We start from the raw sequence: 15,382 nt of genomic DNA on the forward strand, positions 1-15,382 counted from the left end.
CACGCGAGATCTAGACCCCTTCGTGCAAACACACTCAAGCAGCCGTTGCAGCAAGCCAAGCCACTTTTTTTGGTTCTCGCACAAGGAAGAAAAAAGCGACACGTCCAACGACGTGTCGCTTTTTTGTTCGAGCCGCGAATGGGCCAGGCATGCGGCCCGCGTGTATGTGGCCGCACAACGCACGACGGCCGAAGAAAGCGGCATGCAAGCCGCTTCAGAATCCCCAGAACATCAACCACCATGCGCTGTCGACGACGGCCAGCCCGACGGCGAACCACGCGAATGCCGCGAGCCGGCGCGGCCATGCCGCATAGCGCCCCGTCACCTTCCACGCGAGCCACGCGCTCCACACGTTGGCACCGACCAGAATCGCGATGCGCACATCGGTTGCCCAGCCGAGCGGCACATGCTCGGCGCGCAGCAACGACAGCGTCGTGGCCGACAGTCCGAGGAACACGCCCGCACCCGCGATCGGGATCAGCGCCTGGGCGAGGTGATGCAAACGCACGCGATCGAAGCGGCCGAGCATCAGCGTCGCGCCGGCCAGCAGCACCAGCAACGCCGTGCCGTACACGAGCCCGGTACCGACGATATAGCTGACGACCAGCCCGCCATCGAGCCAGGAGAAGACGTCGTTGCGATCCGGGTAGTGCGTGAGCAGGAACCACGGCGCATTGGTCTCGAGCGGCCACGTGATGTCGTGGTCGATCAGCCAGCCCGCGAGCCATTGCTTGATCTGCACGAACCACGGGCTGACGGTCCAGTGGAACGCGCCGATCGCCACGCCGAGCAGGCCGTAGAGAATCAGTGCGGTGTCCCACGGGTTGGCCTGCTCCGCACCGAGGTTCACGACCTCGTCGGACGGCGAGCGCAGCGACAGCGAAATCGCGTCGCGATGCCCGCTGCAACGACCGCACATATGGCAGGCCGCCGCACCCTTCATGTTGCGCAACGGCACGAGCGGTGCGCAGTTGATCGGAATCACGCGATGACCGTGCTCGCCGTTCTTGTACGAACGGCGCCACGCATCCTCGTCGACCTTGTAGCGCATCGGCGCGAGCCGCGCGAGCAGCCCGAACACGCCGTTGACCGGGCACAGGTACTTGCACCACACGCGTTTTTCGCGACCGTACAGCACGCCGATCACGATCGCGCCGACGGTCGAGCCGCCGAGCACGAACAGCACCGCGAGCGGGTACTGGTACACGCTCACCATCTGTCCGTAGATCGTCGTGATGCCGAACGCGACGAACGGCCAGCCGCCCCACCGGATCCAGCGCGGAATCGGGCCGCCGCGGCCGAACTTGCTCGCGTATTCGGTGAGCGCGCCCTCCGGACACAGCACGCCGCACCAGACGCGTCCGAGCATCACCATCGACAGCAGCACGAACGGCCACCAGATGCCCCAGAACGCGAATTGCGCGATGAGCGTGAGGTTGTTCCACAGATGCGCGGAATCGTCCGGCAGCGGCAACACGGCCGGCACGATGATCAGGAACGCGTAGACGGCGACGACGATCCACTGGATACCGCGGATCAGCGCACCGTGGCGCTGCATCCACTGGCCGGCCTGCGCGAGCCAGCCCGGCTTGACGGCGGCGACAACGCTCATGCCGCGCGACCCGCAGCAACGGCCGGACGGCGGCTCGCGCGCTTCATCAGCAGCCAGACGACCGCCCAGTAGACCGCATAGGCCACCAGGTTGGTCAGCGCCGGGTGTGCGCGATAGCCGGTCAGCGTCGCGACGAGCGAGCCGAACGTGCCCGAATCATCGAGGATCGCGGACGTATCCCACACCTGCGAAATGCCGAGCGGCAGGATTTCCTTGTCGATCAGCTTGTCGACGCCGGTCTGGAACAGGCCCGCACCGAGGAACAGCAGCATCACTTCGGTGACGCGGAAGAAATGCCGCCACGAGAAGTACTTGCCGCCGAGCTGCAGCAGATAGAACGTGAGGAACGCGAGACCGAGACCGATCACGACCGCGAGCATCTGGCTGCCGTCGACGTGGCCCGACTGGCCGAAACCGAGGCCGTACAGGAAGATCACCGTCTCGCTGCCTTCGCGCGCGATCGCGAGCGCGACCAGCACGGCGACGCCCCACCAGTTCGAATCGCGCGTGCTTTGCTGCAGCGATTGCTCCATGTCGCGCTTCAGCGTGCGCCCGTGCCGGCGCATCCACAGCACCATCTGCACGATCAGCACGCACGCGATCAGCACCATCGCCGTCTGGAAATAGTCCTGCGCGTCGCCGGACAACACTTCGGTGAACCCGACCAGCGCGGCGCCGAGGCCGACGGCCATCAGCAGGCCGACAGCGACGCCGGCCCAGAGGAAAGGCAGGCCGCGGCGCGCGTCGTCGTCGCCGTTTTTCAGCCATGCATAGAGAATGCCGACGACGAGCAGCGCTTCGACGCTCTCCCGCCAGACGATGAACAAGATCTGACCCATCGATACCTCCTGACGCGCGGGGCAAGGGACTGGCGCGCCCGCGCGCAGATAAAACGCGTTACTTCGCGACGATCACGCCCTGAGCCTGCTGGTGGAAATCGTCGAAAAACTTGTATTCGCCCGGCGACAGCGGGGCGACGACCACGAATGAATCGGCGCCCGGCGCGAGCACCTTCTCCTTGCGCAACTGCACGCTCTCGAATTCGGCGGCGCCCTTGCCGGTGTTCCTGATCTCGATCTTGAAACGCTGGCCGGCCGGCACTTCGATGCGGGCGGGCGTCAGCTTGCCATCCGTCATCTCGAGCTTGAACGTCGGCAGATCGGCCGCATGCGCCGCGCCGGCAAGCCACAGCGCAGCGGCTGCGGTAACGATTTTCTGGGGAATTTTCATTCTGGGTTCTCTACGCCGACGGCGCGCCGAAGCGCGCCGTTCGTGATGCCACCGATCAGTAACCGCCCTTCTTGCCGATACCGGCGAACGGGAAGTCGTACTCGAGCGTGATGGGCTTGAACCACGGGCCCACGCCCGTTTCCTTGTCGACGTGGCGACCGAACGCCATGTGGCCCGACTGCATCGGCGGCTTGACGACCATCGTCAGGTGATACTTGCCGGGGCCGGCGAGCTTCACGTTGTCGCCGTAGTGCGGGCCGTCGCTCGCGACCATGCCCATCAGGTCGCCTTCGGCCTTCCACTTCGTGTCGCCCTGCTTCGTCAGCTTGTACGTGACCTGCAGGTACGGCATCCAGTCGCCTTCCGCGAAACCGGTCGGGTTGTTCTTGACCGCATGGATGTCGGCCTCGAGGTGAATGTCGGAATCCGACGCCTTGCGCATCATGCCTTCCGGGTCCATCGTGATCGGCTGCAGGTACACCGCGCCGATTTCCATGCCGCCCTGGATCTGCTGCTTGCCGATCGGATACTCGGCCGCCGAGGCCGACATCGCGGCAAGCGCCGCCGCTACCGCAACCGTCGTGCGGATGAACGAAGAACCCAACATGGACACTCCTTGTTATTTGTCTGACTATCTTGACGACATGCGAGCGACCCGCCGGGGCCACCCGCTGGAAACACTAACGCGACGAAGAACGTTAATGCGAACTATTCTCAATACATGCGGAGTTTAGCACCGAACCCGTTTCGGAACAAACGGAGAGCGCCGTAAACCCCTGATCCGACAAGGCTTACAGGCGCTTTACCAAAAGGATTCAGTGACGCTTGGAAAGATTTACCGACCGCCGCTGATGTGGTCGCCGACGTTCGCGCCGAACACGCGTTCGCGCAGCACGGCAAGCTGGTCGCGGGTGGCGGCGGCTTTCTCGAATTCGAGGTTCTTCGCGTAGTCGGCCATCTGCTTCTCGAGACGCTTGATTTCCTTCGCGAGTTGCTTTTCCGACATGTCCTCGAATTTCGCGCGCTGCTGTGCTTCCTTCAACTCCGCACGCGCGTCGTCGGCGTTGTAGACGCCGTCGATGATGTCCTTGATGCGCTTCACGACGCCGCGCGGCGTGATGCCCATCTTTTCGTTGTAGGCGATCTGCTTCGCGCGGCGCCGCTCGGTTTCGCCGATCGCGCGCTTCATCGACTCGGTCATGTTGTCCGCGTAGAGGATCGCCTTGCCGTTCACGTTCCGCGCGGCGCGGCCGATCGTCTGGATCAGCGAGCGCTCGGCGCGCAGGAAGCCTTCCTTGTCCGCGTCGAGGATCGCGACGAGCGACACTTCGGGAATGTCCAGACCCTCGCGCAGCAGGTTGATCCCGACCAGCACGTCGAACGTGCCGAGCCGCAGGTCGCGGATGATCTCGACGCGCTCGACCGTGTCGATGTCGCTGTGCAGGTAACGCACCTTGACGCCATGGTCGGCCAGGAACTCGGTCAATTGTTCGGCCATGCGCTTCGTCAGCACGGTGATCAGCACGCGCTCGCCGGCCTTCACGCGGGCGTTGATCTCGGTCAGCACGTCGTCGACCTGCGAGCTCGCCGGGCGCACTTCGATTTCCGGATCGACGAGGCCCGTGGGTCGCACGACCTGCTCGGCGATCTGCCCCGTCACGCGCTTCTCGTAATCGGCCGGCGTGGCCGACACGAACACGACCTGGCGCATCTTGCGTTCGAACTCGTGGAACTTCAGCGGCCGGTTGTCGAGCGCCGACGGCAGGCGGAAGCCGTAATTGACGAGGTTTTCCTTGCGCGCGCGGTCGCCGTTGTACATCCCGTTGAGCTGGCCGATCAGCACGTGCGATTCGTCGAGCAGCATCAGCGCATCGGGCGGCAGGTAGTCGACGAGCGTCGGCGGCGGATCGCCGGGCGCCGCGCCCGAGAAATGCCGCGAATAGTTCTCGATGCCCTTGCAGAAGCCGAGCTCCTGCAGCATCTCGAGATCGAAGCGCGTGCGCTGCTCGAGGCGCTGCGCCTCGACGAGCTTGCCCTCGCGATGGAAGAACTCGAGCCGTTCGCGCAGTTCGTCCTTGATCGTCTCGACCGCGCGCATCACGGTGTCGCGCGGCGTCACGTAGTGCGACGACGGATACACGGTGAAGCGCGGAATCTTCTGCCGCACGCGCCCGGTCAGCGGATCGAACAGCTGCAGCGTCTCGACTTCGTCGTCGAACAGTTCGACGCGCACGGCCATTTCCGCATGTTCGGCCGGGAAGATGTCGATCGTGTCGCCGCGCACGCGGAACGTGCCGCGCTGGAAATCCTGCTCGTTGCGCGTGTATTGCATCGCGATCAGCCGCGCGATCACGTCGCGCTGGCCGAGCTTGTCGCCCGTGCGCAGCGTCAGGATCATCTGGTGGTATTCGGACGGGTTGCCGATACCGTAGATCGCCGACACGGTCGCAACGATCACCACGTCGCGACGCTCCATCAGGCTCTTCGTCGCCGACAGCCGCATCTGTTCGATGTGCTCGTTGATCGACGAATCCTTCTCGATGAACAGGTCGCGCTGCGGCACGTAGGCCTCAGGCTGGTAGTAGTCGTAGTACGACACGAAGTACTCGACCGCGTTGCGCGGGAAGAACTCGCGGAACTCCGCGTAAAGCTGGGCCGCGAGCGTCTTGTTCGGCGCGAACACGATCGCCGGGCGGCCGAGCCGCGCGATCGTGTTGGCCATCGTGAAGGTCTTGCCCGAACCGGTCACGCCGAGCAGCGTCTGGAAGGCAAGGCCATCGCCGACGCCTTCGACGAGCGTGTCGATCGCGGTCGGCTGGTCGCCCGCGGGCGGATACGGCTGGTAAAGCTGGAACGGCGACCCTTCGAAAGTGACGAATTTGGATTCGTCGAGCGCGTCGCCGACTTCGGCATGATGTTCGGACATGGAATGCGGCCGGAGCAAGGGCAAAAAAAGCATTCTAGCGCTTCGCGGCCGCGCGAACTGCTGTCGGCTCCTGACGCGCGACGGCCGCCCGAAATCGCGATTCGCCGCCGAAACGCGACGGAATCACCGCCCCCGCCAGCGCGAATTCGCTACAATATCAGGCTGCTGCGCTTTCCGGCGTCGCGCCGTGGGCGCGGTCCGCTGCGCCCGTCCCGCCGGCTGAAAGCCTGACCCTCTTTTCACTACTGCCGAATCATCATGTCGCTCTTCTCCGCTGTCCAGCTTGCTCCCCGCGACCCGATCCTGGGCCTGAACGAAGCCTTCAACGCCGATGCGCGTCCGACCAAGGTCAACCTCGGCGTTGGCGTGTACACGAACGAAGACGGCAAGATTCCGCTGCTGCGCGCGGTGCGCGAAGCGGAGAAGGCACGTGTCGAGGCCGGCCTGCCGCGCGGCTACCTGCCGATCGACGGGATCGCCGCCTACGATGCGGCCGTGCAGAAGCTGCTGCTCGGCAACGATTCGCCGCTGATCGCGGCGGGCCGCGTGGTCACGGCCCAGGCACTGGGCGGCACGGGCGCGCTGAAGATCGGCGCCGATTTCCTGCGCACCGTGAATCCGAACGTGAAGGTCGCGATCAGCGATCCGAGCTGGGAAAACCACCGTGCGCTGTTCGAAGCGGCCGGCTTCGAAGTCGTCGCCTACCCGTATTACGACGCGGCCACCAACGGCGTGAACTTCGAAGGCATGCTGTCGGCGCTGAACGGCTACGCGGCAGGCACGGTCGTCGTGCTGCACGCGTGCTGCCACAACCCGACCGGCGTGGACCTGACCGAAGCGCAATGGCAACAGATCGTCGACGTCGTGAAGGCACGCAACCTCGTGCCGTTCCTCGACATGGCCTACCAGGGCTTCGGCGAGAACATCGACGCCGATGCCGCTGCCGTGCGCCTGTTTGCCGCGGCCGACCTGAACGCATTCGTGTCGTCGTCGTTCTCGAAGTCGTTCTCGCTGTACGGCGAGCGCGTCGGCGCGCTGTCGATCATCACGTCGAGCAAGGAAGAAGCCACGCGCGTGCTGTCGCAACTGAAGCGCGTGATCCGCACGAACTACTCGAACCCGCCGACCCACGGCGGCGCGGTGGTCGCAGCGGTGCTCGCGTCGCCGGAACTGCACGCTTCGTGGGTGCAGGAACTCGGCGAAATGCGCGATCGCATCCGCGCGATGCGCAATGGTCTCGTCGAGCGCCTGAAGGCAAGCGGCGTCGATCGCGATTTCAGCTTCATCAACGCACAGCGCGGGATGTTCTCGTATTCGGGCCTGACCTCGGCGCAAGTCGATCGCCTGCGCGACGAGTTCGGCATCTATGCGGTCGGCACGGGCCGGATTTGCGTCGCCGCGCTGAACACGCGCAACCTCGACGCGGTCGCCAATGCGGTCGCAGCAGTCCTGAAGTAAAGCCGCGTCGGGCGGCAACCGTCACCAGGCCCGCCCTGCCGACATGAAAAACGCGCTCCACGGAGCGCGTTTTTTTGTACCGTTCGGCGCGGTGGGCGGCTATGCCGCCTGCCTGCGTTACTGCATGAACCAGCCGTGGCTGACGACCACCGACTGGCCCGTGAGCGCGGCGCTCGGAAACGCCGACAGGAACAGCACCGTCTGCGCGACGTCCTGCACCGTCGTGAACACGCCGTCGACCGTGTTGCCGAGCATCACCTTCTTGATCACTTCCTCTTCGCTGATGCCGAGCTCCTTCGCCTGCTCCGGAATCTGCTTGTCGACCAGCGGCGTGCGCACGAAGCCCGGACACACGACGTGCGAGCGCACGTTGTGCTTCGCGCCTTCCTTTGCCAGCACGCGCGCCAGGCCGAGCAGACCGTGCTTGGCCGTCACGTACGCCGACTTCAGCGGCGACGCTTCGTGCGAGTGCACCGAACCCATGTAGATCACGACGCCGCCGCGATCGTCCTTGTACATGTGCTTGAGCGCGGCCTTCGTCGTCAGGAACGCGCCGTCCACGTGGATCGCCTGCATCTTCTTCCAGTCGGCGAACGAGTAGTTCTCGATCGGGTTGACGATCTGGATGCCCGCGTTCGACACGAGGATGTCGACCGAGCCGAACGCTTCGGCCACCTTGTCGATGCCGGTGTTTACGGCTTCCTCGTTGGTCACGTCCATCGCGACGCCGATCGCCTTGCCGCCTGCCTTGTTGATCTCGTCGGCGACCGCGTTCGCGCCGTCCTGGTTCAGGTCGGCGATCGCGACGGCCGCGCCTGCCTTGGCGAGCTCCAGTGCGATTTCCTTGCCGATGCCGCTCGCGGCGCCCGTGACGACTGCGGTCTTGCCGCTCAGATCTGCTGCCATATCCGTCTCCTCCCGTTATCGGATCGAATAAAACACGCGCCCGCCCGCATCCGCGCTCATCGCGAAATCGTGGCGGCGTGCCAGGCGTCATTGTGCACGATCGGCCCCGCCGTTCGCGTGCAAAACGTCTAAGCTTAAGGTCGGTTCCGTTCAGCAGGAGATTCTCATGCACTATCGACGGCTAGGCCGCTCCGGCCTGCAAATCAGCGAGCTTTCCCTCGGGTCGTGGGTGACATACGGCAACCAGGTCGATCAGCGGGTCGCGCGCGAATGCCTCGCCGCGGCACGCGATGCGGGCGTCAATTTCTTCGATAACGCCGAGGTCTACGCCGGTGGCAAATCCGAGGAAATCATGGGCCACGCGCTCAAGTCGCTCGACTGGCCGCGCGTCAGCTATATCGTGTCCACGAAGTTCTTCTGGGGGCTCGCGGAAGCCCCGAACCAGTATCACACGCTGAACCGAAAATACCTGCTGAATGCGATCGACGGCTCGCTGCGCCGGCTGCAGCTCGACTATGTGGACCTCGTCTATTGCCATCGTCCCGATCCCCATACGCCGATCGAGGAAACCGTCTGGGCGATGAGCGACATGATCGTGCGCGGCAAGGCGCTGTACTGGGGCACGTCGGAATGGAGCGCCGACGAGATCCGCGCGGCATGCGAGATCGCCGAGCGGCATCATCTGCACAAGCCGGTCGTCGAACAGCCGCAGTACAACCTGTTCCACCGCACCCGGGTCGAGCAGGAATATGCGCGGCTCTACGACGATTACGGCCTCGGCCTCACGACCTGGAGCCCGCTGGCGTCGGGGCTGCTCACCGGCAAGTACCGCAACGGCGTGCCGGCCGGCAGCCGCGCGCAGTTGCAGGGCTACGACTGGATGCGCGAACGGCTGACCGATCGGGCCGCCAACGACATCGTCGAGCGGCTCGGCGAGATCGCCGCCGAACTCGGCTGCAGCACCGGCCAGCTGGCGATCGCGTGGGTACTGTCGAATCCGCGCGTGAGTTCGGTCATCACGGGTGCATCGCGGATCGACCAGATCGGCGACAACATGCGCGCGCTCGAGGTTGCCGCGAAGCTGACGCCGGATGTGAAGCAACGCATCGAGGCGGTGGTCGGCGACGCATACGAGTGAGGCGACTCGCGTACAATACGCGGCCGCATCGGCGCGCGGCCTCACGGCCGCGCACGATCGCCCGCTTTCATCGATTCACCCTTCGTTTCAGGCAGCCAGCCATGCTCAGTTATCGTCACGGTTTTCACGCAGGCAACCACGCGGACGTGCTCAAGCACGCCGTCGTCGTCCAACTGCTGCGCTACCTGAACAAGAAAGACAAATCGTACTGGTACATCGATACGCACGCGGGCGCCGGCGTGTACTCGCTGCGCGACGGTTATGCAGCGAAGACGTCGGAATTCGATACCGGCATCGGCCAACTGTGGAACGAAAAGAACCTGCCGGAGGCGCTCGGCGACTATGTGGATGAAGTCCGCGCGCTGAACGACGACGGCGAACTGCACTTCTACCCGGGTTCACCGTACATCGCATGGCGATCGATGCGCGAGCAGGATCGTATGCGCCTGTTCGAAATGCACACGACGGAAATCGATGTGCTGCGCCACAATTTCCGCGATGCGGGGCGACGCGCGATGATCTTCGCCGGTGACGGCTTCGAAGGTATCAAGGCGCTGCTGCCGCCGCCGCCGCGACGTGCACTCGTGCTGATCGATCCGTCCTACGAGGACAAGAAGGACTACGCGCGCACGGTGAGCTGCGTGACGGAATGCCTGAAGCGTTTCGCGACCGGCTGCTATGCCATCTGGTATCCGCAGGTCACGCGGACGGAATCGCAGCGCTTTCCCGAGCAGTTGAAGCGCCTGCAGCCGAACAACTGGCTGCACCTGACGCTGACGGTGTCGAATCCGCCGACCGACGGGCTGGGCCTCTACGGCAGCGGGATGTTCATCCTCAATCCGCCGTATACGCTCGCCCAGAGCATGAACGAGGTTCTGCCCTACCTGGTCGAGATGCTGGGACAGGATAGCGGCGCTCGCTGCCAGATCGAGCACCGCGGCAACTGATCCGGCGACCGGCCGTTACGGCTGCGGTCGCGGCGCGAGCCTCGGCTGATAGGCGGGTTGCCCGTCCCACGCGGGAACATTGATATACGGGGCGACGAACAATGGAACCGACGTGTTCGGCGCCTGCCCGGCCGGAGCGCGCATGCCTGCCGGCTCGACGATCGGCTGCGACGACAGCGGTGCCGTCTGCAGCACCCATCCGCCCTTGCCGTCCTGGATACCGCGCTGCGTATCGAGCACCAGCGGTTTGGACGATGTCGCGGCACCAGCCGCGAGGCCATGGACGAGCACAGCCGCGCCCAAAACGAGACGCGCGCGGGCACTGCGACGCACATCGACACCCAAACGCATGATCGTGTCCTTCAGGATGAAAAGCAGGTCCATACCATAGCGCTGCACCGACGATTTCGCCAGATCCGACGCACAAAAAAACAAAGCCCCGTCAATACGGGGCTTGCTTATCGTTCGGCGCCGCTCGGCACCTGACGGGGACTGCGATTACAGCGAGTAGCCGTTGGTTTCGAGCGAGCGGATGCGGCTCTCGAGCTGGACGATGTCCGACGACGTGGCGAGGTAAGCCTCACGGCGCTCACGTTCTGCGGATTCGAACCAGTTGCTCAGCTTTTCGACGATGTAGGCGATCATGACGTTCTCCAAGGAAGAGGGACCCCTGGTGAATCGAGATTCAGGGATTTCCCGTATAGGGTTATCCCGAATTATAGCGACGCCGCACCAAGATGCTAGTGAAATACTTGCATGGCAACCATTCCCATTTGGAATGGACTGAGGCGAACATCACATAACCCGTTGATTTTAATGGATATTGCTCCAGGGCTTGTTTTTAGGCTCGAGAACACGCACTAATTTGGTTCATCGGCCGGGTCGGCGAGGCGCGCCAAAATCGGGCATTCAGGTCGTCCGTCACCATGGCAGTGCGCGGCGAGGTCGGCCAGTGTGTCGCGCATGTCGCTTAGCTCTGCGATGCGTTTGTCGAGTTCGGCCACATGCTCAAGAGCGATCGATTTCACTTCGGCGCTTGCGCGTGAGCGATCCTGCCAGAGCATCAGCAGCTTGCGAATGTCCTCGACGAGAAAGCCGAGCCGTCGCGCCTGACGGATGAACCGCAGGGTATGGACTTCGTCCGCGCCGTAGATCCGGTAGCCGGCATCGGTGCGCTTGCTCGGCGCAAGAAGGCCGACTTGTTCGTAGTACCGGATCATTTTTGCGCTGACCCCGGATTCGCGCGACGCGTCGCCGATATTCATTCCTCGCCCTCTGCCCTCAAAACCTGGTTTCGAACACGAACGTCGGCGGATGCCATTGTCGACGACAGTTCGATCGTATCAAATCGCGGGACTTTGTTCGGGGGACGGCTTGGTGGCGGGAGCCGGAGGATCTGATCTGGCGCGCATACCGTTTCGCGCTTCGCCGCACGCTTTTCTGGCACGCCAATGCAAAAACCCCCGCCTTTCGGGCGGGGGTTTCTGGCTTAGGGAGCCTGACGATTACCTACTTTCACACGGGAATCCGCACTATCATCGGCGTAGAGTCGTTTCACGGTCCTGTTCGGGATGGGAAGGGGTGGGACCGACTCGCTATGGTCATCAGGCAAAGGGGGTTGTTCTGCTGGCGTGGCCAACAGAACCAATCTGGGAAGAAGCAGTAATTTAGGTTGTGTGTATCACACACGAGAATCCAACTTGTCGCTCTGGATCGCGGCCAGTGCTTGCGCACGGCGCCGATCTACAAGGCAGACTTGTTATAGGATCAAGCCTTACGGGCAATTAGTATCAGTTAGCTGAACGCATTACTGCGCTTACACACCTGACCTATCAACGTCCTGGTCTCGAACGACCCTTCAAGGGGATCTAGTCCCCAGGGATATCTCATCTTAAGGCGAGTTTCCCGCTTAGATGCTTTCAGCGGTTATCTCTTCCGAACATAGCTACCCGGCGATGCCACTGGCGTGACAACCGGTACACCAGAGGTTCGTCCACTCCGGTCCTCTCGTACTAGGAGCAGCCCCCTTCAAATATCCAACGCCCACGGCAGATAGGGACCAAACTGTCTCACGACGTTTTAAACCCAGCTCACGTACCTCTTTAAATGGCGAACAGCCATACCCTTGGGACCGGCTACAGCCCCAGGATGAGATGAGCCGACATCGAGGTGCCAAACACCGCCGTCGATATGAACTCTTGGGCGGTATCAGCCTGTTATCCCCAGAGTACCTTTTATCCGTTGAGCGATGGCCCTTCCATACAGAACCACCGGATCACTATGACCTGCTTTCGCACCTGCTCGACTTGTCGGTCTCGCAGTTAAGCACGCTTATGCCATTGCACTATCAGCACGATTTCCGACCGTACCTAGCGTACCTTCGTACTCCTCCGTTACGCTTTGGGAGGAGACCGCCCCAGTCAAACTGCCTACCATGCACTGTCCCCGACCCGGATCACGGGCCAAGGTTAGAACCTCAAACAAACCAGGGTGGTATTTCAAGGACGGCTCCACCGAAACTAGCGTTCCGGTTTCATAGCCTCCCACCTATCCTACACAGATCGGTTCAAAGTCCAATGCAAAGCTACAGTAAAGGTTCATGGGGTCTTTCCGTCTAGCCGCGGGTAGATTGCATCATCACAAACACTTCAACTTCGCTGAGTCTCGGGAGGAGACAGTGTGGCCATCGTTACGCCATTCGTGCAGGTCGGAACTTACCCGACAAGGAATTTCGCTACCTTAGGACCGTTATAGTTACGGCCGCCGTTTACCGGGACTTCAATCAAGAGCTTGCACCCCATCATTTAATCTTCCGGCACCGGGCAGGCGTCACACCCTATACGTCCACTTTCGTGTTTGCAGAGTGCTGTGTTTTTATTAAACAGTCGCAGCCACCAGTTTATTGCAACCCCTTCACCCTCCTGGCGCAGGCCAGTCAAGCTACAAGGGCGTACCTTATCCCGAAGTTACGGTACCAATTTGCCGAGTTCCTTCTCCCGAGTTCTCTCAAGCGCCTTAGAATACTCATCTCGCCCACCTGTGTCGGTTTGCGGTACGGTCATCGTTAGACTGAAGCTTAGAGGCTTTTCTTGGAACCACTTCCAATTGCTTCGCTCCCTAAGGAGCTCGCGCCACACCCTTGAATCCTGCGCCCGGATTTGCCTAAGCGCCTTCTCCAATGCAGCGACCGGGACTTCCAACACCCGGACAACCTTCCGCGATCCGTCCCCCCATCGCATCTAACAATGGTGCAGGAATATTGACCTGCTTCCCATCAGCTACGCATTTCTGCCTCGCCTTAGGGGCCGACTCACCCTACGCCGATGAACGTTGCGTAGGAAACCTTGGGCTTACGGCGAGGGGGCCTTTCACCCCCTTTATCGCTACTCATGTCAGCATTCGCACTTCCGATACCTCCAGCACCCTTTACAAGGCACCTTCGCAGGCTTACGGAACGCTCTCCTACCATGCGTGCTAAGCACGCATCCGCAGCTTCGGTATATAGCTTAGCCCCGTTACATCTTCCGCGCAGGACGACTCGATCAGTGAGCTATTACGCTTTCTTTAAAGGGTGGCTGCTTCTAAGCCAACCTCCTGACTGTTTTAGCCTTCCCACTTCGTTTCCCACTTAGCTATATTTGGGGACCTTAGCTGGCGGTCTGGGTTGTTTCCCTCTTGACACCGGACGTTAGCACCCGATGTCTGTCTCCCGTGATTGCACTCTTCGGTATTCGGAGTTTGCTATGGCGGGGTAATCTGCAATAGACCCCCCAACCATGACAGTGCTCTACCCCCGAAGGTGAGACACGAGGCACTACCTAAATAGTTTTCGGAGAGAACCAGCTATTTCCAGGTTTGTTTAGCCTTTCACCCCTATCCACAGCTCATCCCCTAACTTTTCAACGTTAGTGGGTTCGGACCTCCAGTACGTGTTACCGCACCTTCATCCTGGCCATGGATAGATCACCTGGTTTCGGGTCTACGCCCAGCAACTGAACGCCCTATTCGGACTCGCTTTCGCTACGCCTGCCCTATACGGTTAAGCTTGCTACTGAACGTAAGTCGCTGACCCATTATACAAAAGGTACGCCGTCACCCCTTGCGAGGCTCCGACTGTTTGTATGCATGCGGTTTCAGGATCTATTTCACTCCCCTCCCGGGGTTCTTTTCGCCTTTCCCTCACGGTACTGGTTCACTATCGGTCGATCACGAGTATTTAGCCTTGGAGGATGGTCCCCCCATCTTCAGACAGGATTTCACGTGTCCCGCCCTACTTGTCGCACACCTAGTTCTTTCATACTGTTTTCGCCTACAGGGCTATCACCTGCTATGGCCGCACTTTCCAGAGCGTTCGGCTAACAATACAAATAAAGAGTGCAAGGCTCATCCCATTTCGCTCGCCACTACTTTGGGAATCTCGGTTGATTTCTTTTCCTGCGGTTACTTAGATGTTTCAGTTCACCGCGTTCGCTTCACATGGCCTATGTATTCAGCCATGGATACTCCAAAAGGAGTGGGTTTCCCCATTCGGACATCTACGGATCAAAGCTCGTTTGCCAGCTCCCCGTAGCTTTTCGCAGGCTACCGCGTCCTTCATCGCCTGTGATCGCCAAGGCATCCACCACATGCACTTGTTCGCTTGACCCTATAACGAGTCTGTCTCATCGACAGTCGCTACAGGTTGAGTTCTCGCGTTGTGCCGTATTCCAATTGAGTCAAACTTAGAGTTCGAATCATCTTGAGATACATCGATACAATCACAACCCGGATAGTTTTCACGTCCATCTCAAAGACGCTTCCGCTATCCAAATTACTTACTTCTTCCAGATTGTTAAAGAACGACAGCCGATATCTGTTGATATCCTCTGACTGGCTCAATCGCCAATGCAAAATTCTCGGTTCAGTGTCTGAACCAAGCCCTTAGCGTTGGTGATTGGTGGAGGCAGACGGGATCGAACCGACGACCCCCTGCTTGCAAAGCAGGTGCTCTCCCAGCTGAGCTATGCCCCCATGTACAGATTTGCCTCAGGTGTACCTACCGCCAGACAATGGTGGGTCTGGTTGGATTCGAACCAACGACCCCCGCCTTATCAAGACGGTGCTCTAACCGACTGAGCTACAGACCCCTGAGTCTGTCTTTAATTTACAGCCGATAAGCGTGAGCG

12 protein-coding genes, 2 tRNA genes and 2 rRNA genes are annotated in these 15,382 nt (G+C 61.3%); 3 read left to right on the forward strand and 13 right to left on the reverse strand.

Annotated elements, in window-relative coordinates; translation table 11 throughout:
- Positions 1-214: 214 nt before the first annotated feature.
- The 5 genes from KU887_RS11850 to uvrB all read right to left on the reverse strand — a co-directional run bounded on the left by KU887_RS11850 (position 215) and on the right by uvrB (position 5,768).
- Positions 215-1,612 carry a 4Fe-4S binding protein gene (locus KU887_RS11850; RefSeq protein ID WP_006483874.1) on the reverse strand — a complete coding sequence of 466 codons (1,398 nt, stop codon included), beginning with the start codon at positions 1,610-1,612 and terminating at the stop codon, positions 215-217.
- On the reverse strand, positions 1,609-2,451 hold the full coding sequence (locus tag KU887_RS11855) for an FTR1 family protein (protein ID WP_006483868.1): 843 nt from the start codon (positions 2,449-2,451) through the stop codon (positions 1,609-1,611). The genes KU887_RS11850 and KU887_RS11855 overlap by 4 nt, the downstream gene beginning before the upstream one ends.
- Before the next feature lie 58 nt (positions 2,452-2,509).
- Complete coding sequence (locus tag KU887_RS11860) at positions 2,510-2,842, reverse strand: cupredoxin domain-containing protein (RefSeq protein WP_006483872.1); 333 nt, start codon at positions 2,840-2,842, stop codon at positions 2,510-2,512.
- A 55-nt stretch (positions 2,843-2,897) separates the two neighbouring features.
- Positions 2,898-3,449, reverse strand: a complete 552-nt coding sequence (locus tag KU887_RS11865; RefSeq protein WP_006483880.1) for an iron transporter — start codon at positions 3,447-3,449, stop codon at positions 2,898-2,900.
- Positions 3,450-3,677: 228 nt separating this feature from the next.
- Positions 3,678-5,768: an excinuclease ABC subunit UvrB gene (gene uvrB, locus KU887_RS11870; protein ID WP_006483873.1), complete on the reverse strand. Its 2,091-nt coding sequence runs from the start codon at positions 5,766-5,768 to the stop codon at positions 3,678-3,680.
- Between the two features lie 258 nt (positions 5,769-6,026).
- On the opposite strand from uvrB, the gene KU887_RS11875 reads away from it, so the two are divergent.
- Positions 6,027-7,226, forward strand: a complete 1,200-nt coding sequence (locus KU887_RS11875) for an amino acid aminotransferase (protein ID WP_006483879.1) — start codon at positions 6,027-6,029, stop codon at positions 7,224-7,226.
- A 117-nt stretch (positions 7,227-7,343) separates the two neighbouring features.
- On the opposite strand, the gene KU887_RS11880 is transcribed toward KU887_RS11875, so the two are convergent.
- The gene (locus KU887_RS11880; protein WP_006483876.1) at positions 7,344-8,132 is read right to left on the reverse strand and encodes a 3-hydroxybutyrate dehydrogenase; all 789 of its coding nucleotides are present in this window, start codon (positions 8,130-8,132) and stop codon (positions 7,344-7,346) included.
- 166 nt (positions 8,133-8,298) lie between these two features.
- On the opposite strand from KU887_RS11880, the gene KU887_RS11885 reads away from it, so the two are divergent.
- Positions 8,299-9,270, forward strand: a complete 972-nt coding sequence (locus KU887_RS11885; protein WP_006483886.1) for an aldo/keto reductase — start codon at positions 8,299-8,301, stop codon at positions 9,268-9,270.
- A 101-nt stretch (positions 9,271-9,371) separates the two neighbouring features.
- On the forward strand, positions 9,372-10,217 hold the full coding sequence (locus tag KU887_RS11890; protein ID WP_006483870.1) for a 23S rRNA (adenine(2030)-N(6))-methyltransferase RlmJ: 846 nt from the start codon (positions 9,372-9,374) through the stop codon (positions 10,215-10,217).
- Positions 10,218-10,232: 15 nt separating this feature from the next.
- Here the strand turns inward: KU887_RS11890 and KU887_RS11895 are convergent, their stop codons facing one another.
- The 7 genes from KU887_RS11895 to KU887_RS11925 all read right to left on the reverse strand — a co-directional run bounded on the left by KU887_RS11895 (position 10,233) and on the right by KU887_RS11925 (position 15,343).
- A complete protein-coding gene (locus KU887_RS11895) occupies positions 10,233-10,601 on the reverse strand; it encodes a hypothetical protein (protein WP_062884759.1) in 369 nt (122 codons plus the stop codon).
- A 114-nt stretch (positions 10,602-10,715) separates the two neighbouring features.
- Positions 10,716-10,862 (reverse strand): DUF3563 family protein, encoded by a 147-nt coding sequence (locus tag KU887_RS11900; RefSeq protein WP_006478295.1) that lies wholly within the window; start codon positions 10,860-10,862, stop codon positions 10,716-10,718.
- Between the two features lie 215 nt (positions 10,863-11,077).
- Positions 11,078-11,482 carry a Cu(I)-responsive transcriptional regulator gene (gene cueR / locus KU887_RS11905; protein WP_034201516.1) on the reverse strand — a complete coding sequence of 135 codons (405 nt, stop codon included), beginning with the start codon at positions 11,480-11,482 and terminating at the stop codon, positions 11,078-11,080.
- Positions 11,483-11,713: 231 nt separating this feature from the next.
- Positions 11,714-11,826, reverse strand: a 5S ribosomal RNA gene (rrf, locus tag KU887_RS11910).
- Between the two features lie 154 nt (positions 11,827-11,980).
- Positions 11,981-14,862, reverse strand: a 23S ribosomal RNA gene (locus KU887_RS11915).
- A gap of 289 nt (positions 14,863-15,151) precedes the next feature.
- Positions 15,152-15,227: transfer RNA gene (locus tag KU887_RS11920), tRNA-Ala, on the reverse strand.
- 39 nt (positions 15,228-15,266) lie between these two features.
- Positions 15,267-15,343: transfer RNA gene (locus tag KU887_RS11925), tRNA-Ile, on the reverse strand.
- Between the last annotated feature and the right edge of the window lie 39 nt (positions 15,344-15,382).

The organism is Burkholderia sp. EMB26, assembly GCF_024730645.1.
Taxonomy (GTDB): domain Bacteria; phylum Pseudomonadota; class Gammaproteobacteria; order Burkholderiales; family Burkholderiaceae; genus Burkholderia; species Burkholderia cenocepacia.

Bases quoted from the DNA above. Each gene is read 5' to 3' on its own strand.
- KU887_RS11855 (WP_006483868.1), bottom strand. From the start codon at position 2,451: ATGGGTCAGATCTTGTTCATCGTCTGGCGGGAGAGCGTCGAAGCGCTG.
- KU887_RS11850 (WP_006483874.1), bottom strand. From the start codon at position 1,612: ATGAGCGTTGTCGCCGCCGTCAAGCCGGGCTGGCTCGCGCAGGCCGGC.
- KU887_RS11885 (WP_006483886.1), top strand. From the start codon at position 8,299: ATGCACTATCGACGGCTAGGCCGCTCCGGCCTGCAAATCAGCGAGCTT.
- KU887_RS11880 (WP_006483876.1), bottom strand. From the start codon at position 8,132: ATGGCAGCAGATCTGAGCGGCAAGACCGCAGTCGTCACGGGCGCCGCG.
- uvrB (WP_006483873.1), bottom strand. From the start codon at position 5,768: ATGTCCGAACATCATGCCGAAGTCGGCGACGCGCTCGACGAATCCAAA.
- KU887_RS11890 (WP_006483870.1), top strand. From the start codon at position 9,372: ATGCTCAGTTATCGTCACGGTTTTCACGCAGGCAACCACGCGGACGTG.
- KU887_RS11900 (WP_006478295.1), bottom strand. From the start codon at position 10,862: ATGATCGCCTACATCGTCGAAAAGCTGAGCAACTGGTTCGAATCCGCA.
- KU887_RS11875 (WP_006483879.1), top strand. From the start codon at position 6,027: ATGTCGCTCTTCTCCGCTGTCCAGCTTGCTCCCCGCGACCCGATCCTG.
- KU887_RS11865 (WP_006483880.1), bottom strand. From the start codon at position 3,449: ATGTTGGGTTCTTCGTTCATCCGCACGACGGTTGCGGTAGCGGCGGCG.
- KU887_RS11860 (WP_006483872.1), bottom strand. From the start codon at position 2,842: ATGAAAATTCCCCAGAAAATCGTTACCGCAGCCGCTGCGCTGTGGCTT.
- KU887_RS11895 (WP_062884759.1), bottom strand. From the start codon at position 10,601: ATGGACCTGCTTTTCATCCTGAAGGACACGATCATGCGTTTGGGTGTC.
- cueR (WP_034201516.1), bottom strand. From the start codon at position 11,482: ATGAATATCGGCGACGCGTCGCGCGAATCCGGGGTCAGCGCAAAAATG.